This is a genomic window from Paraburkholderia franconis, from assembly GCF_009362735.1.
In the GTDB taxonomy this organism is placed as follows: domain Bacteria; phylum Pseudomonadota; class Gammaproteobacteria; order Burkholderiales; family Burkholderiaceae; genus Paraburkholderia; species Paraburkholderia franconis.
In genome coordinates, this window is record NZ_WHNP01000029.1 from 45,434 (window position 1) to 68,819 (window position 23,386).

At 55.0% G+C, this 23,386-nt stretch carries 16 protein-coding genes and 1 pseudogene; 12 read left to right on the forward strand and 5 right to left on the reverse strand.

The features are described 5' to 3' along the window. Positions 1 to 364: 364 nt before the first annotated feature. From GCT13_RS26935 to GCT13_RS26945, 3 genes are all read left to right on the forward strand, one after another. Positions 365 to 1,657 (forward strand): D-amino acid dehydrogenase, encoded by a 1,293-nt coding sequence (locus tag GCT13_RS26935; RefSeq protein WP_087739525.1) that lies wholly within the window; start codon positions 365 to 367, stop codon positions 1,655 to 1,657. A gap of 118 nt (positions 1,658 to 1,775) precedes the next feature. Continuing rightward, the gene (alr, locus tag GCT13_RS26940) at positions 1,776 to 2,864 is read left to right on the forward strand and encodes an alanine racemase (protein ID WP_087739524.1); all 1,089 of its coding nucleotides are present in this window, start codon (positions 1,776 to 1,778) and stop codon (positions 2,862 to 2,864) included. Positions 2,865 to 2,988: 124 nt separating this feature from the next. Next, positions 2,989 to 3,483: a hypothetical protein gene (locus GCT13_RS26945; RefSeq protein ID WP_143811150.1), complete on the forward strand. Its 495-nt coding sequence runs from the start codon at positions 2,989 to 2,991 to the stop codon at positions 3,481 to 3,483. Between the two features lie 165 nt (positions 3,484 to 3,648). On the opposite strand, the gene GCT13_RS26950 is transcribed toward GCT13_RS26945, so the two are convergent. The 3 genes from GCT13_RS26950 to GCT13_RS26960 all read right to left on the reverse strand — a co-directional run bounded on the left by GCT13_RS26950 (position 3,649) and on the right by GCT13_RS26960 (position 8,308). Beyond that, a complete protein-coding gene (locus tag GCT13_RS26950) occupies positions 3,649 to 5,040 on the reverse strand; it encodes an amino acid permease (RefSeq protein WP_087739522.1) in 1,392 nt (463 codons plus the stop codon). Between the two features lie 324 nt (positions 5,041 to 5,364). After that, positions 5,365 to 7,002, reverse strand: a complete 1,638-nt coding sequence (locus GCT13_RS26955) for a GMC family oxidoreductase (protein ID WP_087739563.1) — start codon at positions 7,000 to 7,002, stop codon at positions 5,365 to 5,367. Between the two features lie 505 nt (positions 7,003 to 7,507). After that, positions 7,508 to 8,308: an AraC family transcriptional regulator gene (locus tag GCT13_RS26960; RefSeq protein ID WP_160111833.1), complete on the reverse strand. Its 801-nt coding sequence runs from the start codon at positions 8,306 to 8,308 to the stop codon at positions 7,508 to 7,510. A gap of 679 nt (positions 8,309 to 8,987) precedes the next feature. Between GCT13_RS26960 and GCT13_RS26965 the strand changes: the two genes are divergently transcribed. From GCT13_RS26965 to panB, 4 genes and pseudogenes are all read left to right on the forward strand, one after another. After that, positions 8,988 to 9,767, forward strand: a complete 780-nt coding sequence (locus tag GCT13_RS26965; protein WP_087739520.1) for a cyclase family protein — start codon at positions 8,988 to 8,990, stop codon at positions 9,765 to 9,767. Positions 9,768 to 9,819: 52 nt separating this feature from the next. After that, a complete protein-coding gene (locus GCT13_RS26970; RefSeq protein ID WP_087739519.1) occupies positions 9,820 to 11,160 on the forward strand; it encodes an APC family permease in 1,341 nt (446 codons plus the stop codon). A gap of 112 nt (positions 11,161 to 11,272) precedes the next feature. Then, the gene (locus GCT13_RS26975) at positions 11,273 to 12,406 is read left to right on the forward strand and encodes a porin (protein WP_087739518.1); all 1,134 of its coding nucleotides are present in this window, start codon (positions 11,273 to 11,275) and stop codon (positions 12,404 to 12,406) included. A gap of 221 nt (positions 12,407 to 12,627) precedes the next feature. Further along, positions 12,628 to 13,442: pseudogene (gene panB, locus GCT13_RS26980) on the forward strand (3-methyl-2-oxobutanoate hydroxymethyltransferase). 67 nt (positions 13,443 to 13,509) lie between these two features. Here panB and citF read toward each other — a convergent pair. Continuing rightward, positions 13,510 to 15,048: a citrate lyase subunit alpha gene (gene citF / locus GCT13_RS26985; protein WP_087739517.1), complete on the reverse strand. Its 1,539-nt coding sequence runs from the start codon at positions 15,046 to 15,048 to the stop codon at positions 13,510 to 13,512. 618 nt (positions 15,049 to 15,666) lie between these two features. Here citF and GCT13_RS26990 point away from each other — a divergent pair. From GCT13_RS26990 to GCT13_RS27005, 3 genes are all read left to right on the forward strand, one after another. Next, positions 15,667 to 16,749: a branched-chain amino acid ABC transporter substrate-binding protein gene (locus GCT13_RS26990; RefSeq protein WP_227747033.1), complete on the forward strand. Its 1,083-nt coding sequence runs from the start codon at positions 15,667 to 15,669 to the stop codon at positions 16,747 to 16,749. Positions 16,750 to 16,848: 99 nt separating this feature from the next. Then, positions 16,849 to 17,478, forward strand: coding sequence for an ureidoglycolate lyase (locus GCT13_RS51290; protein ID WP_328590443.1), 630 nt, complete (start codon positions 16,849 to 16,851; stop codon positions 17,476 to 17,478). 1,061 nt (positions 17,479 to 18,539) lie between these two features. Beyond that, on the forward strand, positions 18,540 to 19,472 hold the full coding sequence (locus GCT13_RS27005) for an IclR family transcriptional regulator (RefSeq protein WP_227747029.1): 933 nt from the start codon (positions 18,540 to 18,542) through the stop codon (positions 19,470 to 19,472). Positions 19,473 to 19,637: 165 nt separating this feature from the next. Here the strand turns inward: GCT13_RS27005 and GCT13_RS27010 are convergent, their stop codons facing one another. After that, positions 19,638 to 20,090: a hypothetical protein gene (locus GCT13_RS27010; protein ID WP_143811148.1), complete on the reverse strand. Its 453-nt coding sequence runs from the start codon at positions 20,088 to 20,090 to the stop codon at positions 19,638 to 19,640. A 643-nt stretch (positions 20,091 to 20,733) separates the two neighbouring features. Here GCT13_RS27010 and GCT13_RS27015 point away from each other — a divergent pair. Together GCT13_RS27015 and GCT13_RS27020 are read left to right on the forward strand one after the other, a co-directional pair. Next, positions 20,734 to 22,032 (forward strand): amino acid permease, encoded by a 1,299-nt coding sequence (locus GCT13_RS27015; protein ID WP_227747030.1) that lies wholly within the window; start codon positions 20,734 to 20,736, stop codon positions 22,030 to 22,032. Positions 22,033 to 22,190: 158 nt separating this feature from the next. Continuing rightward, the gene (locus GCT13_RS27020; RefSeq protein ID WP_087739513.1) at positions 22,191 to 22,970 is read left to right on the forward strand and encodes a cyclase family protein; all 780 of its coding nucleotides are present in this window, start codon (positions 22,191 to 22,193) and stop codon (positions 22,968 to 22,970) included. The last annotated feature ends 416 nt before the right edge of the window (positions 22,971 to 23,386 follow it).

A 23,386-nucleotide genomic window follows, 5' to 3' on the forward strand; every position in this document is an offset into this window, starting at 1 on the left:
AAGTCGTCGCACGGAACCGTGCTGAAGCGATGCGGCTTTCTGGCTTCTCACACTGGAGAGCGGCCTAGCCTAATACGCAAACTGAGGCGTCTATTCTATTCGCTTCCGGGAGTACAGCAGTCGCTTCATTACTGGCCACATTCGCAACGCGTCTACCAGCTTCCCGTAGTCGCGACCAACCAATGCGAACACACTTCTCTCACTCGCACTTCGCGCAGTCTATCAGGACATTCAACTAAATAAATCTCCAATTTCGTTGTTTAAAACTGCGCAGTTGACGATACGATAGCAGCATCAACCAGATAGCTTGATTCTTGCAGTAATTAACAATCCTTATAGTAATTTGACGGTGGAGTGAGTCGATATGCGAGTAGTCGTACTTGGGAGCGGCGTCGTTGGGGTAACGAGTGCGTACTATCTCGCGCGCGCCGGGCATGAAGTCGTCGTTATAGATCGCGAGAAAGGGCCCGCTCTTGAGACCAGCTTTGCTAATGCCGGTCAGATTTCTCCGGGCTATGCGGCGCCATGGGCTGCACCCGGTATTCCACTGAAAGCGATGAAGTGGATGTTTCAGAAGCACGCCCCGCTGGCGATCCGCCCTGACGACGACAACAAGCAGTTCCAGCTTCAGTGGATGTGGCAGATGCTGCAGAACTGCAATGCGGAACGATATGCGATCAACAAGAACCGAATGGTGCGGCTCGCTGAATATAGTCGCGACTGCCTGAAAGCATTGCGGGCAAGCACCGGCATTCAGTACGAAGGACGTACAGGTGGGTTGACCCAGCTATTCCGCACGCAGCAGCAACTCGATGGCGCAGCCAAAGATATCGCGGTGCTGAAGGAAGCCAATGTGCCATACGAACTGCTGACGGGATCGGAAGTAGCACGCGCCGAGCCTGCGCTCGCCGCGACCTCACACAAGCTGACAGGTGGATTGCGTCTTCCCGGCGACGAGACAGGTGACTGCCAGCTGTTTACAACTCGTCTCGCAAGCCTGGCGGAAGCGGAAGGTGTCAGTTTCCGATACAACACGCAGGTAGACGGACTTGTGGTCGAGGGTGGCAAGGTCATGGGCGTGCGGCACGGGGCGAAACTCGTACACGCCGATGCATATGTCGTTGCGTTCGGCTCCTATTCCACGAACTTTCTCTCCGGCATCGTCAAGATACCCGTCTATCCGCTCAAGGGATATTCAATCACCGCACCCATCCTCGACAAAGCGTGCGCGCCTGTCTCAACGGTACTGGACGAGACGTACAAAATCGCGATCACGCGTTTTGACGACCGCATCCGCGTCGGAGGAATGGCAGAGATCGTCGGGTTTGACAAGCGTCTGCGCGAAGCACGTCGCGACACACTCGAGATGTGCGTAAACGACCTATTCCCAGGCGGTGGCGACACGGCAAACGCCTCGTTCTGGACGGGCCTCCGACCCATGACCCCAGACGGCACCCCGATCGTCGGCAATACTGCGCTGCCGAATCTTTACCTCAACACCGGACATGGGACACTCGGATGGACAATGTCCTGTGGTTCTGCGCAACTACTTGCGGACCTGATCTCCGGCAACAAACCGACAATCCGTTACGACGACCTGAATGTCTTCCGGTACATGGACGAAAAGCCGGTCCCCGCCGGCTTCCAGTTCAGCTGAGCGCCGTTGTCGACATCGCGAATCACCGAATGCCGGCAGAGCAACACATTCACATCTCGACCGAAGTACAACGGAACGCAATTCTCATTGCAGGTTGCGTCCCGCAAATGAGGAAGTTATGCCGCGCCCGATCACCGCATATATACACCCTGAAGCTGTCAGACATAATCTCCAGATTGCCCGGCAGAAAGCATCCGGATCGCGTGTCTGGGCGGTCGTCAAGGCGAATGCCTATGGACACGGCATCGAACGCATCTATCCAGCCCTTGATGCAGCAGATGGCATCGCACTTCTCGATCTCGACGAAGCAGTACGCGTTCGCGAACTGGGCTGGGAGAAGCCGATTCTCCTCTTGGAGGGTATTTTCAAGCAGAATGATGTAAAGACGGCTGAAGTATTTGGCTTGACTGTGGCAGTACACTGCGACGAGCAACTTGAACTCATCGCGGCAGCCAATCCAGCCCGTTGCATCGACATTAACCTGAAGATGAACTCAGGCATGAATCGCCTCGGATACACACCCCAAGAATTTGGCAGAGCGTGGCAGCGCGCGCGCACATCCGACGGAGTCGGTGCTATCACGCTGATGAGTCACTTTGCGAACGCCGACGAGGGCGAAGTCGACTGGCAGATGGATCGCTTCGACGCGGCAACGAAAGACATCCCAGGCGATCGTAGTCTGTCAAACTCCGCCGGTGTGCTGTGGCACAAGCGAGCACATCGCGAGTGGGTCAGGCCTGGGATCGTTCTTTATGGCGGATCACCCTCAGGCCGTGCGTGTGACATCGCGGAGGTTCCGTTGCGCGCCTCCATGACATTGTCCAGTGAAATTATCGGTATTCAGACAATGCAAGCCAATGATACGGTTGGCTATGCACGAACATTCACGGCCGACCGTGAAATGCGCATCGGTGTCGTCGCGTGCGGATATGCCGACGGATATCCTCGACACGCGCCAACCGGTACACCCATCGCTGTGGACGGAATATTGACACGCACAGTTGGCAGAGTATCGATGGATATGCTAACCATCGACCTCACCCCGTGTCCGTCCGCGACCATCGGTTCTAAAGTCGAGCTTTGGGGTGAACGAGTGAAGATTGACGACGTAGCTTCGTCCGCCGGCACGATCGGCTATGAACTTATGTGCGCGTTGGCCCCTCGTGTCCCGGTGTCCGTCGACAGCCAGGACCTGCGATTCCTGTAGGAGGCGTGCGTGTCCTGGCGGCAGCGGGCGGCACAAGAGTTCGGAACACGATCAAATGGGCGATAGACATAACGTGTCGTAAATTGAGCCTCTGTCATCACGCAACTTTTCCTTTCACCTCGACATGGCATTACGCGTTCGAAGCATCCCGCAAAGGGGGCATGGCACGCTTTCCACTGCTGCCCTTATTGATTTATCGCTTCGCAATCACCTTTGCCTCAGTACATTGCGGACCGAGCATGGCGCCGCATTCCATCTGGGAACAATCGTTCGCACGATGTTTGCATCGTTTTTTCTGTTCGACGCCGGCTACGGTGACGAGAATGTGTTGATATATTCTGAAGTGGATCTCATGTTGAGTGAGCTTGCAACGTCCGCGAAGCTTGACGCTCACTACAGTTTGGGAGCACATGCGGAGGAGCCTACCGCTCGACTGCTCGCGGTCTACGATAATCAACTTCAGACGGCCCCGCTCGTTGAATTGGTCGCGGCACATCAGCGTGCCGAACGCAACTTCCATGCTTCTCCGGAAGAGCGACTATCTATCCCAACACTAATTCAACGATCCAAACGAAGAAGAACGGAGATGCGTCGCATGCAGTCGACAATCATCTCGTAGTTTCACGAACCCTTTTTCGTCCTTCAGCAGTTGTCTCCTCTCTGCGGTCCACGAGAGTTTAGGGGCGTCGCGATTACCCATCGCTTCGCCCCTCTTTTTTAAGAATACTCGTGATCACGAAAGCGAGATCTTGCAGTGAAGATCTCTTTCGTTGCGGGCCATATATTAGTTGAGCACCTTGATCGTCTGCGGTCGACTCTTTTTCACCTTCCGCCAGCGATACATGACGGCCAACCCACCGAACCACGCGGGCATTACACTAAGTGCCTCCGCGGTATCGGGCTCAAGCGCGAGAAGATAGATCATGAACGCAAAGAAGCCGAGACAAGCCCAAGCCATCAAACGACCACCCGGCATCTTGAAGGCGGACTCACGGTGGAGTTGTGGATCTCGGCTCCGATAACGCAGATAGGCAACCAGAATCATGCCCCATACAAAGATGTAGAGAATTGCGGAAACTGTCGTTAAGACCGTAAAAGCGCCCATAACCTCAGGCATGAAATGAATCACGGATAATCCGGCAAGCATGCAGGCGCAAGAAAAGAGTAGCCCACGAACCGGAACCGACGAGCGCGAGAGTTTCATAAAGTATTTTGACCCGTGCTGGCCGGCTGCTAGTCCGAAAAGCATCCGACTGGTGGCGAAGACACCACTGTTCGCAGCAGACATAGCCGACGAGATGACGACTAGGTTGATGACTCCCGCTGCCGCCGGGAATCCTGCCAGTAAGAACAGCTGCACAAACGGGCTTTTGTTTGCGGCGATCGCCGGCCACGAGGATACAGAGATAATGCACGCCAGCGAAAGTACGTAGAAAAATATCACTCGGAGGGGAACAGCATTGATCGCACGTGGAAGCGTGCGGCCGGGATCACGCGTTTCGGCTGCAGTAGTGCCAATTAGCTCGATACCACCGAAGGAGAAAATAGCGATCTGAAAACCTGCGAAAAAACCCGACGCACCGAATGGAAAGACAACTCCTGGATCAACGACGTGGGTCAGCGACGCACGAACGCCGGTAGGAGCAACATAGCCGCTCCCGACCATCACAACACCCGCCACGATTAGCGCAGTGATAGCAAGCACCTTGATGAGGGCAAACCAGAACTCAAGTTCGCCGAACAGTTGGACAGCCACTAGGTTTAGGGTAAGAAGCGTAGCGAGTACGACCAGTGCTGGAAGCCACAACGGTAGATCCGGAAACCAGAAGCGCAGATAGCCGCCGATCACCGTACAGTCTGCAATGGCTACGACAACCCAAGTCATCCAGTATGACCAACCGATAAAATACCCGGCCCACGGCCCGATGTAATGGCTGCAAAAGTCAGAAAAGGATTTGAACTGCAGGTTGGAGAGCAGAATCTCTCCCATCGCCCGCATTGTAAAGAAAAGGAAGAAGCCAATAACCATGTACGTGAGCAAGATTGACGTCCCAGATACACTGATCGTCTTTCCTGCCCCCATGAATAGCCCTGTTCCAATTGCCCCGCCAATGGACATTAATTGAATATGTCGATTTCCGAGGCCGCGGTGCAACGCGCCATGCTCACTTTTCATATGCCGTCTCCGGATAATTATTTTGCAGATGGGCGAGCGCGCTCGGCCGAAGAGTGCACAGCGCGTGCAGCCTTATCGCGCGTCCGCCAAATTTCATCGCCGGTTGGCGTGTGAATGAGCTCACCGAGCTCTGTCGACTGAGAAGCCTGGTTTGCGTAGCGAATCTCTCCGCACGCGGCAGAACTGCTAGCCAGTCATCGTTCCATCAACGACCGCAGTTGCTCTATTTCGTCGCGGCGATGTTCGCTGAGCCCGTGAAATGTGCCTCGAATGGGTGCCAGGATCATCGCGGCGATCTTTCAAATTGAGGAAGGGTTGCTTGCCCTATGAACGCACGCCTAGAATCAGGTCCGCGCCCTTCTCCGCTATCATCAACGTTGCAGCGTAGGTGTTCCCAGATGTAATCGACGGCATGATCGAAGCGTCGATTACGCGGAGGTGTTCAAGCCCATGTACGCACAGCGTATCGTCGACGACTGCCATCGGATCGGATTTCGGGCCCATACGGGCAGTTCCGACCAGGTGATAGCCTGTCGATCCGTTGTGCTTGCAGAACTCCAACATCTGCTCGTCGGTGCTTACGTTAATTCCCGGGACAGTTTCTTCGACGAGATATTTCGAGAGCGTTGAAGAATGAAGGAGTCCGCGAATGATCTTCATCCCCGCGACCATCACCTCCTGATCCACAGTGTGCTGAAGATAGTTGGGTTGAATGACCGGGTCCTCAAATACATTGGTCGATCGAGCGTGCACGTAGCCACGGCTCAAGGGGCGGTGCTGCCACCATCCGCCAGTGACCCCGGGGTAATCGTCCAGTACATAGTGTTTGCCTTCCTTATAGCTACCGGGAACGAATACACACTGCAAATCGGGCGTCTCTACGTTCGCCGCTGACTTACAAAAGAGATGAGCCTGGGAAGGCGTCAAGGTCAGCACGCTGGGCTTCTTCGCCAGCCAGCGCATCACTTGCCAGCCCAATCGTATCCCGCGCGCCATTTCGTTCAGGGTCGTGGTACCCGGCCGGGCGCGCATGACTAATCGCGCAGAATAGTGGTCGCTCAAGTTTGCGCCAACGCCCGGCAGGTCATGAACGATGGGAACGCCCAGCTCCGACAGTAGCGCAGCCGGCCCCACTCCTGAGATCTGCAGCAGGCGCGCCGTGTTTGCCGTGCCCGCCGATATGATCACCTCGCGGCGTGCCTTTACGACTGTTTCTTCCTCACCCTGACGCCGAATGAACGCGACGCCGACAGCACGCTTACCTTCGAACAGGATGCGCTTTGCACGCACGCCCGAAAGCAGTTCAACGTTGCCGCGCTTCAGTGCCGGCGCCAGGAATGCTACGGCTGCGCTCACACGGTAGCCGTTCTCGATCGTGCGCTGGAAATAGCCGACGCCTTCCTGATCACCCGAGTTGTAATCCGGGTTGCGCTTGTGACCGGCCGCAACGGCCGCCTCTATGAACGTTTCCGAGATAGGATGAAACCAATCCATGGGCGTCACGGGAATCGGCCCCGACCGACCGCGAGTTGTACCATTCGTCCCATTGCCGGTATAGCGCTCGAATCGGTTGAAGTAGCGCAATACGTCGTTGTAGCCCCACCCCCGGTTGCCCAGCGATTCCCAGTGGTCAAAGTCTTCGGGCTGGCCGCGTACGATCATCATGCCGTTAATCGAACTTGACCCGCCGATGACGCGCCCTTGCGTGGTGGAGATCTTCCGGCCGCCGCTGCCTTCCGACGGCTCCGTTTTGAATTGCCAAGTAATTTCCGGTTGTGTCAACGTCTTGACGAAACCTGAAGGAATTCGAACGTACGGCCGCAGATCACTTCGTCCGGCCTCGAGCACGCAAACCCTGACCTGCGGATCCTCTGCGAGCCGAGCCGCCAGGATTGATCCGGCTGACCCGCCGCCGACGATCACATAATCGTAGGTTTGGGCATTTGCACTGATTGCGTTCACTCTCTCTCCTATCCGTTCCGCCATTAGCGCCGCGTTCCCGCGCGCTGCGTTGCACTTTCGCTTGCAGGAGGACTTCGCCACCTCGCGAAGAAATCTTACGGGCGCTCCATCATGGGAAAAAGAGATTTAAATTTATCTATAGATGCAAAAGTTGCATCTAAGCCGTCGGTAGATACTAACCCTAATCTCGGCCTCTATCGAGCGACGCAGATACAGCACGGGATGCCGCGCAACTCAATGCTCGCGACAGCGGCGACTATTTTCAGTACGATCAAGGCCGCCTCATCATTACATGCAAATTTTTCACTCCGGAACTCGCCCGGTCGGCCTGCACTGGTAGTGGGCAGGATCACGCGAGACGCGGGCACGAAGCCGGCTCAGCCGTGCCTACTCGGTCCGTAAGGCCAAATGAAGTCGGGAAGACAATGGGCGTAGCGCTCGGCGCGCGCCGTTCGGTGGGTGAATTCCGTCAGAAAAACGCAAAGGCACGAGTCACGGCGCGTCGTCAGTTCCCTTTCATTACGTGCGACCAGCGCGTCGGCGTATCCCCGGTGACCTGCCTGAACACCTTCGAGAAGTGGCTTTGGCTTGAAAATCCACAAGCAGTTGCGATTTCCGCAAGCGGTAACTGATCTGCTCTCAGTAAGGTCATCGCCCGTTCCGTGCGCTGCGCCATCAGCCAGCGATGCGGCGTTTCACCGACTTCCTCCCTGAACGCGCGCGCAAAGTGTCTTACGCTAAGGCCCGCGACTTCCGCCAAAGCAGCAATATCAATCTCCTGATGCAAGTGTGCTTCGACATACTCGAAGATACGTTTCAGCCGCCAGTTAGGAAGCGAAATGTACTTCATCGGACGATCAAGAGCTCCAGCCAGTTGCAAAAGGTGTGCAACCAGTGTGGTCAACGCGCCGTCAACCAAAAGCCGATCAGTGGCGTGACCTCTAGCAGTCCCCTCCCACAGCCGCGTCATCAAAGGCGGCATAAATGAGTCTTCCCAGGTCGATTGCGAAAGAGGAAGGAACGTTTCAGTAAGCTGGTCGGGTGCGGCGGGACCGAGGATCCGACGAACCGTTGACGACGGGATGGTCAGGAGGAGCAATCGGCGCGAGCCTGTAACTCTCCATCGGCTGGTGTTGTCTGCCGGAAGAACAAGCATCCGACCCGGGGCCGCTGCGTCATTGCGCCAGCCATATCCCATGTCCCACGCCCAAGTGTTGTTGGGTGAAGCCGAGAGCGGCAACGCAACTACTGTCTCTGGAACGCTAGGATCAACAAACTCATGATCCCCCTGTTCGACGGTGATCATGTGAAAGTTCAAACGACCCGGAGAGTCACGGTGTTCTTGTGGAAATATTGAGTACGGCGACTTCCGGTAGAAGTCAGCATATCGAATCCAGTCTTCGGTTTGCCTCATGATGCCTGTTCCTATGTGGCGCGGGAATCCACCACCCTGGCGAATCGCAACACAGCCAACGAAAGCTGTCAAGCGCCTGCTCACCGCCGTGTCGATTACATACTACTTAAAACCGCAACGTATGAACTGAAAGGTTTATCTTACGTTTTCCTTTTACCAAATATAGGGAAATAATGGTCTTCCCTAACTTCCGATTTATTTAAAACGGTCGTCATTTTGACGTTTCAGCCATCCTGGACGTCGTTTTCAAAAAATGCCTTTTGGCACATTGACGCGCTTCGTCGCCATCCTCTAAGTTCAATTCCACTGCTCGGGCGGCAATAAATCTTCGAATGCTGTAAGCAAAGAGTCGCTGCTTCCCCTCGACGGTGACCAACAAAGCGACGTCAGTTCAAAACGTTCGTTTGTAGAAGCATTTTCGGCTTCAGACCACATCCCAGCGCGCGATGACTTCCGACCCCTAGCACGATCAGATGTAGCGTTAAAGTAGCCGTAGTTAGTAGTCCTATTATCAGACTGGCAAAGACATCGTCGAAACAGCCATTCAATACCTGAAGTCTTGGAGACAAAGATGGGATCCACCACCGCCACCGAAATTCTCGCGTCACTCGGTACCAATCCGTTTTGGACGCTTCACGAAATCCTGAAGACTGGCCGCTGGGTCGACTTGAGCCACACGGCAGATGAATCGACCCCGCTCTGGTCCAAGTTCACCAAAATGAGCCGCAGTACGCTTTTCAATCTGGAGGAGCACGGCTTTCAGGCACATGTCTTTACCCATGTCGGACAATGGGGCACGCACGTCGATCCGCCCTCGCATTTCCACGGCGATTTGAGGTCTCTGGATCAGTTGGCGGTTCGTGAGCAGTTCCTGCCGCTAGTCGTTATCGACATCCACGCTAAAGTCGCTGCGAACCCCGATTACACGGTCTCAATGGATGACGTCAAGGATTGGGAGCTCCGCAATGGCGCGATCCCGCGCGGAGCCTTTGTTGCTCTGCGAACCGATTGGTCGAAACGCTGGCCCGACCACGTTAGCATGATGAACCTCGACGCGGACGGTGTCTCGCATACACCAGGATGGAGTCGCGAGGTCATCGACTACCTGTTTGACAGTCGGGACGCGACGGCTTGCGGTCATGAAACTCTCGATACAGACCCTGGCGCAGCAACCTCCCGCTCGGACTTTTCTCTCGAGACTCTCGTCCTATCTAAGGACCGGTACCAGGTCGAACTGCTTGCCAACTTGAGCGATGTGCCTGAGGCCGGCGGGGTTGTCGTCGTCGCATTCCCGAAAGTCGCGGGGGCTACCGGCTTCCCCGCACGGGTATTTGCCATCGCACCACTCTGAGCACGATCCAGCACCGTCGTAATTCGACTCACCTTCCTTGAAGGAACGCATCATGTCTACAGATTCTTTCGGCTACAAGCAGGAACTTCAGCGAAGCCTTACCTTCGCTGACCTGGTCATCTACGGGATCGTCTTCATGATCCCAATTGCGCCCTTTGCGATCTACGGCTATGTCTCCGATGCGTCGGGCGGGATGGTTCCGCTCGCGTACATCATCGGGATGGTCGCCATGTTCTTCACCGCACTGAGTTACAAAGTACTCTCCGAAGATTTCCCGATCGCCGGCTCGGCTTACGCCTATGCTCAGCGCGGTATCGGCGAAACCGCGGGCTTTATCGCGGGTTGGATGCTCATCCTCGACTACCTCCTGATTCCAGCTCTCACCTATGTCGTCGCGGCAGCTGCTCTTTCGCAGATGTTCGAGATGATTCCCCGATGGGTATGGATTGTCGTGTTTCTGGGGATTGGCACAATCACGAACTACTTCGGCGTTCAAGCTACCGCTGCAGTCAACAAGTTTTTCATGTATGCGCAGATGATTGTGTTGGTCATCTTCTCCTTCGTCGGCCTCTGGGCACTCTATCACGGCGTAGGAGCTGGACATCTCACGCTTAAGCCGCTCTTCCAGCCTGAAGTCTTTAAAAGCGAACTCGTCTTCTCTGCAGTCTCGGTTTGCGCACTCTCATTTCTCGGCTTTGACGCAATCTCCACGCTTGCCGAAGAGGTAAAGGGTGATAGCAAGAAGACCGTTGGTAATGCGACTATCGCAGCACTTTTGCTGGCCGGCGCGCTTTTCGTATTGCAAACCTGGATTGCCGGTGACCTCGCAAACGGCATGAAGTTCAAGTCAGCTGATACGGCGTTCTATGAAATCGCAGAACTGGCTGGCGGAAAGCCGCTTGCGATGCTGACGTCCCTGGCCACCGCCATCACGTTCGGCCTCTCGTGCTCGATCGTCTCCCAGGCTGCAATCGCCCGCCTTCTGTATTCGATGGCTCGTGACCGCAAGATGCCTGCGATTTTGGCGTCCATCCATCCGAAGCATAAGACACCGAATGTCGCGCTGATCCTGATCGCTGTTATCTCGCTGGCAATCTCGCTCGGGTTTCTTGATCACCTCGACACGCTGACGAACTTCGTGAACTTTGGTGCGTTGACTGGCTTCATGATCCTGCACATTACTGTGGTTGTCCACTACGTCGGCCGCAAACACTCCCGGTCCCTGTTCAAACACCTGGTCTCCCCTGTAGCTGGCTTCTGCATTCTCGGTTATGTCCTCTATTCGATGGGCGCAGCCACCTGGGAGCTGGGTGTGAGCTGGTTCGGCGTAGGCATCGTGTATTACCTAGTCCTCACCCGCGTTCTGCGCCGCGACATTCGTCTCGAAGTGTAGAGATTAAAGCGGATTTGCCTGGGCATGCGAAGCGTCTTTCCGGCGCGCCCAGGTGTGATAGTCAAAACTTCAATAAACAACGACATTCAAAAAGTATCTGGAGATTTGCCAAGTGAAAAAGTTCGTTTTCCAGTCGTCAGCCCTTTGTCTGGCAGTGCTCGGTTCCCCCGTGCATGCACAAAATAACGTGACGCTCTATGGCATCATCGACACGGGGATTGCATACGTACATAACTCTGGTGGAAACAGCACTCAGATCACGACAATGTCCGGCAGTCTCGCAGGCTCCCGCTGGGGTCTTAAGGGTAACGAGGATCTCGGCGGCGGCCTGAAGGCCATTTTCCAGCTCGAAAACGGCTTCGACCCGACGAATGGAACGTTGGGTCAGGGTAGCCGGATGTTCGGACGTCAGGCGTATATCGGTCTCAGCGACGAGAAGCTCGGTACCGTGACATTGGGGCGTCAGTATGACCCGATCGTCGACCAGGTTCAGCCGTTGACGGGTGACAACTACTTCGGCGCAATGTTCGCTCCGCCCGGCGACTTCGATAACTACGACAACAGCATTCGCATCAACAATTCAGTGAAGTGGGTGAGCCCCTCCTGGGGCGGGGTTACCGTTGAAGCTCTCTACTCTTTCGGCGGTGTCGCGGGCTCCGTTGGCTCGGGGCAGACCTACAGTGCTTCCGCCGGGTATAACAACGGTACTCTGGGCATCGCTGCCGGTTACATGCACATAGACTACGGCAACGCACGTCTGGTCACGCGCCCCGCCAGCTCGGCCGATTCTTTGTTCAACAGCGCCGTCAACAGCGCTTATGCATCTGCCCGAAGCGTGAACAGCACGCGGGTCGGCGGCCAATATGTACTGGGGAGCGTGACACTCGGCGCGGCCTACAGCTTTACCGAGTACAATCCTGACGCTTCGTCGGCTTTCACGTCGTCCGAGAAGTACCAGAATGCATCCGCATTTGGCATCTGGCAGGTCGCCCCGAACTTCTCTCTTGGCGCGGGATATAACTATACGAAGTCGAGTGGTGACTCGTCTGCCAAATACCACATGTTCAGCCTCGGCGCAGACTACAACCTGAGCAAGCGTACCGACGTCTACGCAATCGCGGGCTATACGCATGCCTCGGGACAGAACGGTGCAGGCGAGGCCCAAGCGGTTGTAGGTTCCTATGACATCGACGCCGGGAAATCGTCGCAAGTCATCACCGTCGTGGGATTGCGCCACAGCTTCTGATTTTCCCGTCTCAGTATCGTTGGATCTCCGCGCCTTAGCTTGAGATTGCCTGCGAGTGGCGTTTCGCACACGTTGCGGTCGACAACGACCGTACGTGTGCATTTTTTACCGCAGTTGAGGCAACCATCTATTTTAGCGACGTTGGCTTCTCCATTTTGGAGACACTACACGACTCGCTGAACATACAATTTCTGGATGTTCATCTAGTTGGTTGAAACTTCATGGCTTACCTGCGGGACGAAGCGCGCTCCGTCATTACGGTACCTCATCTGATAGCCATGCGCAGGCGTGGTGAGAGAATCACGATGCTAACGTGCTATGACGCAACCTTCGCGGCGCTCCTGGATCGTGCCGGTGTCGATATCGCTTTTATAGGTGACTCACTCGGCAACGTGCTGCAGGGACATTCCAACACGCTTCCCGTAGATATCAATGACATCGCCTATCACACTGCCTGTGTCGCGCGGGGTACTCGCCGCTGCATGATCGTCGCCGATATTCCTTTCGGCTGCCTGGGCTCTCCAGAAAAGACCTACGGACACGCGGTTCAGTTGATAAGGTCCGGTGCACATATGGTCAAGCTGGAAGGCGGAGCTTTCCTGTCGAGTACCATCCGTTTCCTCGTGGAACGCTCGATTCCTGTGTGTGCCCATATCGGTCTCACGCCACAATCGGTTCATGCGCTAGGCGGTTTACCGTGCAAGGCAAGACGGACGTGGCCGCCGCGGGTCTCAGCAAAGACGCACAGGCTGTGGAAGCGGCCGGTGCACAGCTCCTTGTGTTGGAAGCCGTGCCATCTGGTGTCGCCGCGACCATCACTGACCAAATCCGAATTCCTACCATAGGCATCGGCGCTGGTCCAAGATGTTCAGGCCAAGTGCTTGTGCTCCATGACATGCTGGGCATATACCCCGGGCAGGCGTCGCGTTTCGTCAAGAATTTTATGAATGGCCAACAAACCGTCCAGAGCGCCATTCAAGCTTTTGTTCGAGAAGTAAAAGAAGGCATGTTCCCCGGCGAAGAACACTCCTATTGATAGAGGAAATTGCCGTTCACTTCGGCTCCCTGGCCGCCGCGTCCAGAGAATTGAGCGGTCGCCAATCTCATCGCGATGCCCGGATCAAGTCGATGACGCTTCCGTCGCGATACTCGACTACTCCGACGACTTCCGCTCCTTGCACGCGCGATGTGGGCTCGCCTGCCAGCGCACGGGCGGCGCAAAGCATCTCATCTATCTGCATCAGTTCGATTCCCGCGGCGTGAAACCGGTCGATTAGATCCGTTCGCCCCGGGTTAACGGATATACCGACCTCTGTTACCACCGCGTCGATGGTCTCGCCGGGCGTCGTCAAGCAGTCGACCTTCCCAACAACCTTGGCACCCGCCCGAGAAGACAGTCTAGTCGTCACAATCGCGAGCTTCGCCCCGGCGGCCGTATCAGCATGTCCCCCTGAGCCGCCGAGGATCATGCCGGAGGAGCCGGTGGTAACATTTACATTGAAATCAACATCTACCTCTGACGCCCCCAAAATCATCACGTCAAGCTGGTTGACAACTGCTCCACGGCTATGAGGATTCGCATACATGGACGCTGACATCGCCTGGTGCCTGAAATCACGCCTGTAGGATTCCACCGCGCGCAAGTCGAAACACTGAACGTCAAAAATTGTGCGGAACAGCCCCAACTCTAGCATTTCCACAAGCGCGCCGGTCACACCGCCTGCCGCAAAACTTCCCTGCACCTGGTTGCGCTGCATTAGCCCCTTCACGTACTCGGCTACCGCAATTGATACTCCACCCGCGCCGGTCTGGAATGAGAATCCATGTTCAAGCAATCCTGAGGCTTCGATAAGGCGAGCGGCCGATTGTGCGATCTGGAGACCGACCGGCTCGGTCGTGGGTTTTGTCGTCCCAGAAAGAATACCGGCCGGATCGCCGATGGAATCAACAACCACGACAAAATCTACCTGATCCTGGAAAATATCGACCGGACATAACGGATAGGGTTGAAGGTAATCAGTTACCGCTACGACGCGATCCGCGTATTGCGCATCAACCATTGCATATCCCAGCGGACCGCACGCAGCCGGACCGTCGACGCCGTTCAGATTGCCGTAGGGATCCGCTGCCGGCGCGGCGATGAACGCTACGTCAATATGCAATTCACCCGACTCTATTGCCCGGGCTCTGCCACCGTGCGTCTGAAACACGACGGGATTCGAAAGAAGCCCGGACGACACGGCGTCCGCCACAGGACCCGACATATACGCGGTAAGAATCCGAGCTACAACGCCGTTGCGAATATGCTCGACCAACGGCGCATGCACACCAAATATCGAACTCGTGGCGATCGTCAGATCTTTGATTCCTCTACGCGCGGCAACGGCGAGAACCATGTTGAGCACCTGGTCACCGTTTCGCAGATGATGATGAAAGGAGATGGTGTCACCGCTCTTCAGTTCGCACGCGTCAATTGCGGCCGAGATATCCTCAAGGCGCTTTGACCGGCCATGCCCTACAGGATGAACCTGCCTAGTCGCTCGCGTGACGAAAGTGCGGGTAGTTGCTGGGCCCACATAAGGGCTCACAATTCCGTAGCCGGGAATTGAAGCGGGAATCTCCCGTCCGTTAGCTGTCTTCACGATTCTCCATGATTTTTGCGGACACCCCCCAACGGCGCGTCCTTCTGTTCGTCTGCGGACGGACCTGTACAGCGACTCACAGTGCAGACAGTGGGGAGCGCAAGGCGATGGTGGCCTGCTCAATCTGTCTCAATCGGTGCAGGAAGATTGCAACGTGCGCTTTCCAAACTACGGACAACGTGCCCATTGGGCGATCCACTAGGCGTCCCGTTCTCCAATTCTATGCGAGCGCCGACCTTCCCGGAATTGGAACGTCGACAACGTAGCTTCGCAAACTTCGAAGACGAATGGAAGTGAGCAAATGAAAGGCTGCGCGGATGCGTCGAAGCGGCCGCACAGTTTTATCTCAGATCGGACGCCTTTTTTCTAAAACGGTCGCCATCCCTATCGTTCCCGTAGCAATCGATGTTCGTCGAGTTATGGATCGGCAATCATGCAACCCGGTGATGTTGTAGTGGCGTGAAACTCATGCCCACTGCCGAGACATCGCTGTACAAATGCAGGGGCCCGGACAAGCTCTTACGCAACCGAGTCAAAGTTAAACACTGGAGGAGATGTAGGATGAAGGCAAGAATTCTGACCACCACGTCGATTGCGGTTGCGGCAATTGCACCTTTTATGCAAAGCGCGTACGCCGATGAGACGGTGACAATTGGCCATGTCGCCCCGCTTACAGGTGCGATCGCCCATTTGGGCAAAGACAACGAAAACGGCGCCCGTCTCGCGGTGGAAGAGATCAATGCCAAAGGTCTTGTCATCGCTGGCCAGAAGGTCAGCCTGCGACTCGACGCACAAGACGACGCAGCGGATCCCAAAACGGCAACCCAAGTCGCGCAGAAGCTCGTCGACGACAAGGTCGTCGCTGTGGTGGGGCACCTTAATTCCGGAACCTCCATCCCGGCTTCCCGAATCTACAGCGAAGCGGGGATCACCCAAATTTCCCCTTCGTCTACCAATCCCGTCTTCACCCAGCAAGGGTTCAAGACGACGTTCCGGGTGGTCGCGACTGACGCACAGCAAGGACCCGCATTGGCCACTTATGCGGTTAAGCAACTGAAGATCAAATCCGTAGCGATCGTCGATGATTCAACGGCATATGGCCAAGGTCTGGCAAACGAGTTCGAGAAAACGGTCAAGAGCCTTGGCATAAACGTAACGTCGCGGAATGCCACCAACGACAAAGCCGTCGATTTCCGCGCAATTCTGACGAAAATCAAGGGTGAAAATCCGGACGCGATTATGTATAGCGGGGAGGATGCGACCGGTGGACCGTTCAGCAAGCAGGCTGCGCAACTTGGCTTGCGATCGAAAATCCTCGCTGGCGATGGCGTTTGCTCGGACAAACTGCCTGATCTTGCCGGTACCGGCGCAGAGCGTGTTGTCTGCTCACAGCCGGGAACCGCACCAGAAAAGATGCCAGGCGGGAGCGCTTTCAAGGCGAAATATCAAAAGCGCTTCGGTCAGGGCATGGAAATCTACGCACCTTTTACTTACGACGCAGTGTATATCGTCGTCGATGCTATGCGTCGTGCGAACTCGACCGACGCGTCGAAGATCCTCTCGGCGATGCCCACCACGGACTTTCAAGGCGTAACCGGAGAGACGACATTCGACCCGAAAGGTGACCTGAAGCACGGGGTGATCTCGATCTACAGTTATAAAGGCGGCAAGAAGTCGTTCATTGATGAAGTGAAGATGTAATGACCACGTGGCGACTCCAAGCTCGGTTCCGGAGTCGCCTCTTCGAGGCGCAACCGCTAGGAGTTGTCGCCGGTTGAACCCAGCACTGCGAGCCTCCCGATGACAGTTCCTCTTCTCCGCGTCGAACAACTCACCCCTGAAGCCTTCTCTCCTTATGGTTGGGTCCTTGGTAAGCGGTTATCGGCGTCTGCGGAAGACCCTCTCTTCCAGAGCGAATCGCTCTCGATGTGGTGCGAACATCTCTTCGATGCAGGAACAGCTAACGAAACGGAAATATTGTGGGCCAGCTTCGGAGACAAAAGCGACCTTGTCCAACAGTTAGAGGTGCGGCGATTAACGCAGGAGGCGATGGTACCTCTGACTGGATCGCTCATCCAAATCGTTGCGTTTTCACAGGCGACTCGCATTCCAGAAATGAGTTCGCTAAGGGCGTTTGAGATCCCCGTGGGAATGGGCACGTGCATTCGCCCGTGGTGTTGGCATGCTACGAGAACACTCTCCGGTCCGACGACTGCCTTTATGCTCTCCAGACGTTCGACTTCATTCGATCTGATAGTTCACCTGCATACGGGCGCGCCGTTGAGCGAGAGCGCAAGCATACCAATCTGCACGCACAGGCTCGTCACTTCGACTCCGCTGAACCAAGGATCAGACGGGACCCTGCGAAACGACGCGACCAACCAAACGTCGTCGGTGGCGAAGGAAACCGCCGCCTACCTTGTCTCGTGAGCAGAACACAAACAGGCCCGTCGTCTGAAAGCAAACGAAGTCTTGTCTCAATCTCAAGATTCGTGTCGCGGCTTTTCTTGTTGCTATCGGATGCGCAAATCGAGGCCGGTCCATCCGCGAGAAGGTGTTCCAATAGTCGCTGCACGGAGCGGGAAAGCGGTTGGTCTCGAACGCACAGATACATCTGCCGCACCGCCCATTCGTCCGAAAGTGGGATCAATGTCAGATTCAATCCCTTTAGAATCTCGACGGAGGGGCCATGTTCAGCCGGGCTGGTCGCGAGACACGCGGCTCCGCGTGCGACGCGTTCTGCGCCTCGCTGAAATGACGCATACGAAGATCAGCCTGGTGTTTGGTCGCGGGTAAGGTGCAGGCGACGCAAAGAGTCGGCGCGCGCGTCGGTGCGTCGCAGGACTGCGGGACACGTGCCGGATCGCACCGCTTGCTCACCTGTCCACAGTTGATTTGCAGTGTGCTTCGCACGTACGAGCGCAAATCGCTCAGTGGAAGTGCCTATGTCGACCAGTCCATGCGCGAGCCTCAGCAGGCGGAAGATCACCGAAATGGGCGCTAACGGCCCAGCAAGCAAAGGCACCGACAGGCGCACTTCACCGGACGCGTGAGTCCGGGCCAGACCTCCATAAACGAGCCGCTCGGCAGTTTCGCCGAAAAGCGCGGCATAACCCGTGTCGATTGTCGAAACGCGACCGCGACAGTTGTGCTGCTCGCCAAGGCGACCGGTGGATAGGGGACGGAACGCTAGCATGATCGATCAGTACTACTGTATCGAGCCGTACGCGCCATCTCTTTAAATTGCGGCCACTTCATGAAAACGCAGCGAAGGACGCTGTTTCGCACGCGCCCGGGGAAGAAAGATGAACGGTTTTCATCTATTCAATAATGATTTTCACTTTGCTGCGATGTACGAGCCCTATACCATAGCGTGGACGATCATGTCGCGAGTGCGTTCCAGGATTTCATCTGCACAGGCGTTTCGTCGAACGTTGAACGGGATTGCGCAGCGATGCGTTGCATAGTGACGTTGAAAGTTGGAGAAAATCATGAACAGGAGCAACGCACTGACTGCAAGCGCGCTGTCTACGGCGACTAGCCTTCGACCACCCAAGCAACCCTCGCACAAAGATCTCGACTATCCGCCGGCAGCACTCGAATTTGGAAAAATTCGCGAACTATTGCAGTCCTTTGCGGACGATGCAGATTTCTCCATGAATCTAGCACGAGGAATCAGCATTCTTAGGGTATTTACGATTGCAGATCGTGCGTTGGGAAATAAAGAAATATGTGAGCGAACGGGACTCCCTAAAGCGACCGTATCGAGGCTATGCTATACGCTCACTCAACTCGGATGCTTGACGCGCGATCCGATATCTCAAAAGTTTGTCTTGGGATGGGGCGTGCTTGCGATGTGTCATCCGCTTCTCGGAAAAATTCAAATCCGCCAGGCAGCACGCCCATTAATGGAAGAACTGGCCACGACAACAGGGTGCACTGTAAACCTAGGGATCCGTGACCGAAATGACGTCGTTTATATCGAGAGCGTTCGCGGAGATAAGGGAAATCGGTTCACTCCTGATATTGGCATGCATGTTCCCTGGATTGCGGCTGCTATCGGACGAGCACTGATCCTTGGCTACTCAAGAGGATCCAGGGAATCGCTGGTAAATCAGTCAAAAGTGCAAGAACCGAAATTGTTCGAGATCTATAGCTCGATCTGGGAAGCCGATATTAGACGTCACGGGCGGTTTGGTTACTGCGAGTCAGAAGGCGATTGGCTCAAGGGCGATTACGCTATCGCTATGCCCGTGCGCTGTCCCGCGTCTGAAACGCCGATAGCGATGAGCTGTACGCTTTTTGGAGGTAAGGAAGCAGGTATCCGCCTTCGAAACAAAGTGTTGCCGCACCTTCGAGAAAAGGTCAACGCATTGGAAGAAAAGATGCTTCTGACAGAAGCTCGGCGCGAGAGAAGGATATGACTTATCATTGGCCGTTTAGCGTAATCGCCATCAAAGCGATCTGTGCGACTGAAAATGATAGGTCTGCTTTTAGAGCGAAAGAAACAGAATAGCGCAAAATCTCGCAATTCAATATTCTTCGCGCCGCGACCGAACGTCTATATCTTAAAAGCAGACCCGGAATCGTCAAAACGCTGTGTTCGTACCCGCAATACCGACAAAACTGGATCTGGCCGCGGCCCCCCATTTGCCGTTAACTTTAGTCAAAATATAAAGCGATTCCGCGTGAAGTATCAAAGCCCCGTTGGCGTCATGGCGATCGAAATGGACAATGAAGTGCAACTTATCATTTGAAGCTTGCACCATCTCCAACTTCGTGTGCGAGGAACTGCTCCAGCCGGAACTATCAGCGAGCTGCTTGGCGTCGTTAGAAGCAGCGTATTCTTCAGGGGTATCCCACGTTTGAATCTGGCCGCCCGCAATCCGCACATGCGGATAGTGCAGTGTTTCGGCCCAAGCCTTTGCATCTCCAGAGTTGAATGTGTCCAAAAACTTCTTCAAACATGCGCAGCCTTCGTTCAGGAGCTGTTCAGCGTTGCCGCTCTGCCTATCCACATTATCACTGATTTTGGTTTCCACAACGACCTCCAATCGATCGACGTCAAACGTCTTCTGTTAAGTAGCGGGCGAATTCGCAAGTCCTATTGAAACATCGATAATGGATTCCGAAATCACACGTTTCGATACGTGGAACCGTCGAGGGTAAGTACGGGTTCGACAAGGCGCACCCGTTCTGGCGACGAGAGGAGAGTCCCTCTATCAGCACTGGATACTCAATTGAAAAGCGCCGAAGCGTGCCCGCTCCGATCAAACACCGGAGTGCCGCACCGTCGATCTTCGGTCACTTCCAACATTGGTGCACTGCACGTCCGCCTTGAAGTCGCAGCTCATATCGGCGTCTCACTCGAGTGCTGGCCTGCCAGCGATCAAGCGATCCGCCTTCGCGGTCTTATCAAGGTGCTGTGGCGGACTAGAAACTTCCGGCCCGCGAGTCAGGATTTCTACGTACTAGTTTCGATAGTCGGAACCGAGCGTCCGAAGGGCTACGCGGAATGTTTCAATCGTCCCGCAGTCATCGAGATGGCTATCCATCTCAGATGAGTCGAAATCGCAACCGCTTCAAGGGGCTCTGCCGAGTTGCTGCAAGCATTTTTATCCAGAATTATCGAATCTGAACAATGGCGGCAAAGTCCGCGATTTTCACTCAGTGAGAAACCATTTCATGAAAACAGTCGCTATGAGCAAAACCGTGGAGACGTCCAGCCGCGGTTGGACCCGTCACGACACGGTTTGGACGCTTGGTATTTATGGGTGTGCAGTTGGTGGTGGCTCCCTTTTTTGGCCGGTTACGTTGGGTGCACATGGTTTCTGGCCAATGGTATTGCTAACTTTGCTGGCATTTCCGGTAACTTACTTCCCCTATCTCGCACTGGCTAGATTTGTTCTTGCGGGTGCGACGCATGGGAAGCACTCTGGAAATGTTTTGGATACCACAAACGAATTTTTGGGGCCTAAGTGGGGAAGATTTCTCACTGCGACCTACTTCTTTACGGTCTTCCCGGTGATGATGATCTATGCAATCACCATCACCAACACACTGATCGATTTCTCAAAAACTCAACTGCACATAGACGACGTGTCGAGGTGGGTCGTTGCGCCGGTCAGCATTGCCGCATTGATGTTGATTGTGCGCTTCGGCACGAATGTTATCGTTCGGACTATGAGCATGATTGTCGCCCCGTTCATCATATCGATTGTGTTTTTCGGATTCCTAGCTGCCGCACATTGGAATTTCTCAATCGTTTCAACAGCCAGCCAGGTGCCGACTATCAAGCTTCTTTCGAGCAGTATCTGGGATGGTTTGCCAGTGACAGTTTTTGCGTTCGCTTTCACCTCCATCGTCTCAAGCTTCGTCGTTGCGCAGAAGGAACACTACGGTCAAGCTGCGCGGACTAAAGTCCCCCGTATTCTCTTCGCTGCAACTGCCCTGGCCGTTTCCACGATGGCTTTCTTTTCCTGGAGCTGCATTTTCGCACTGTCGCCGCAAGAGCTCGTAACGCTCAAAGCCAGCAATCTCACGATTCTTTCTTTCTTGGCCAGAAAGTTCGACACACCGGCGTTGGCGATCGCTTCGCAGCTGATAGTTTTTACCGCAATCATCAAAGCGTTTCTTGCGCACTACCTCGCAACGGAGGAAAGCGCGCGAAGCTTCGGGAAAAACTTTCTGCGCTTATCCGATTCGACAGTAAGCGGCAAAAGCTTCTCGTGGCTTGTGATCATTAGTGTCTTTGTGATTACCGTCGGGGCGGCTATTTATAACCTGAACGTAATCAACTTGATAACATCGCTGTTCGTACCCGCAAACGTCTTTATTGTCTATTTCCTCCCGCTCTACGCTCTTTTTAAAATTGAGGCATTGGCTCCGTACAGACGCAAACCCACAAATCTCCTAGTGTTGGCTGTTGGTTTGTTTTGCCTGGCAAGTGGTGTTCTGTCGATTATCGGAAAGCTCACCGGCTGAGTCAATAAGACAGACGCATCTTATCTTCCAAGCCCTCAGTTGTCCCTCTCATAGTTCCTCCTCCAGAACCGTTTCACCTGACAGACGCTGGCCCGTGATAATAGCAGCATGGTCATCCGGTCATTTACGATATACACCTATTTCCAGGATAGCCCAAAATGAGTTTTACATCCCGAAATGAAGCGGCTGCGGCACTTGATCCGAATCCGTTTTGGACCCTTCACGAAATCCTTAAGGCCGGGCGCTGGATTGACCTTAGCCACACAGCCGACGAGTCAAGCCCACTGTGGTCCGGCTTTACCAAGATGAGCAGGAGCTGCCTCTTCAACCTTGATCAACACGGTTTCCAGGCGCACGTGTTCACTCACGTGGGGCAGTGGGGAACGCATGTGGATCCGCCATCTCATTTTCATGGTGACCTACGGACGTTGGACCAATTGGAAGTGCGCGAACAACTACTGCCCCTCGTTGTAATCGACATCCATGCCAAAGTTGAGCATGATGCGGACTACACGGTGTCGATGGACGACATCAGAGAGTGGGAGCTTCGCAACAACGCAATCCCTCGGGGAGCGTTCGTGGCACTGCGTACCGACTGGTCTAAGCGATGGCCCGATCACGCGAGCATGCAAAACCTCGATGCCGAAGGTGTCTCCCATACTCCCGGTTGGAGCAAAGAGGTAATCGATTATCTCTTTGATGTCTGCGGCGCAACCGCCTGTGGCCATGAAACACTTGACACAGACCCCGGCTCCGCGACATCTCGCTCCGATTTCTCGCTCGAAGGACTTGTTCTTTCGAAAAATCGATACCAGATTGAATTGCTCGCTAATCTATGCGAGCTGCCGGAAGCCGGAGCTCTTGTCGTCGTCGCGTTTCCAAAGGTCGCGGATGCCACTGGGTTCCCAGCGCGTGCCTTCGCTATCGCGCCTGCGTGAAATGTTCGGCCCGGTCATTAGCTTAACGAAACGAGACCTCTGTCCAGCGACACTGGGGACACGTTGCGACGGAACGCCGTTCGTTGCTGACAGTGCGATGCTTTCAACGAAGATCCTAATACGTAAGCCCGATTAATGCGGCTTGGAGCCTGCGACCAAATACGGCGTATTTTGACAACCCGTCGCTCATCCTGACATGAAAAGAGCCCCTCGCTCGCTGCATGCTTCTGGATAGAAGCAGTGCACTATCCGGCTGCTGCTGCAATGCTAGTCCGTGCCGGGGTACTTAAAGTGGGTGGGGCATATGCAACAGCAGGTTTCCGGGAGGAATAGTAGCCAAGAGATCGCCTCCATTCAACCGCGCTAGCACACCGCGGATAGGCGAGCGCTATGGGCGCACTGCAGCCTGAAATACG

Bases quoted from the DNA above. Each gene is read 5' to 3' on its own strand.
- GCT13_RS26990 (WP_227747033.1), top strand. From the start codon at position 15,667: ATGCAAAGCGCGTACGCCGATGAGACGGTGACAATTGGCCATGTCGCC.
- GCT13_RS26950 (WP_087739522.1), bottom strand. From the start codon at position 5,040: ATGAAAAGTGAGCATGGCGCGTTGCACCGCGGCCTCGGAAATCGACAT.
- GCT13_RS26970 (WP_087739519.1), top strand. From the start codon at position 9,820: ATGTCTACAGATTCTTTCGGCTACAAGCAGGAACTTCAGCGAAGCCTT.
- GCT13_RS51290 (WP_328590443.1), top strand. From the start codon at position 16,849: ATGACAGTTCCTCTTCTCCGCGTCGAACAACTCACCCCTGAAGCCTTC.
- GCT13_RS26945 (WP_143811150.1), top strand. From the start codon at position 2,989: ATGGCATTACGCGTTCGAAGCATCCCGCAAAGGGGGCATGGCACGCTT.
- GCT13_RS26960 (WP_160111833.1), bottom strand. From the start codon at position 8,308: ATGATCACCGTCGAACAGGGGGATCATGAGTTTGTTGATCCTAGCGTT.
- GCT13_RS27005 (WP_227747029.1), top strand. From the start codon at position 18,540: ATGAACAGGAGCAACGCACTGACTGCAAGCGCGCTGTCTACGGCGACT.
- alr (WP_087739524.1), top strand. From the start codon at position 1,776: ATGCCGCGCCCGATCACCGCATATATACACCCTGAAGCTGTCAGACAT.
- GCT13_RS27020 (WP_087739513.1), top strand. From the start codon at position 22,191: ATGAGTTTTACATCCCGAAATGAAGCGGCTGCGGCACTTGATCCGAAT.
- GCT13_RS27015 (WP_227747030.1), top strand. From the start codon at position 20,734: ATGAAAACAGTCGCTATGAGCAAAACCGTGGAGACGTCCAGCCGCGGT.
- GCT13_RS26935 (WP_087739525.1), top strand. From the start codon at position 365: ATGCGAGTAGTCGTACTTGGGAGCGGCGTCGTTGGGGTAACGAGTGCG.
- GCT13_RS26965 (WP_087739520.1), top strand. From the start codon at position 8,988: ATGGGATCCACCACCGCCACCGAAATTCTCGCGTCACTCGGTACCAAT.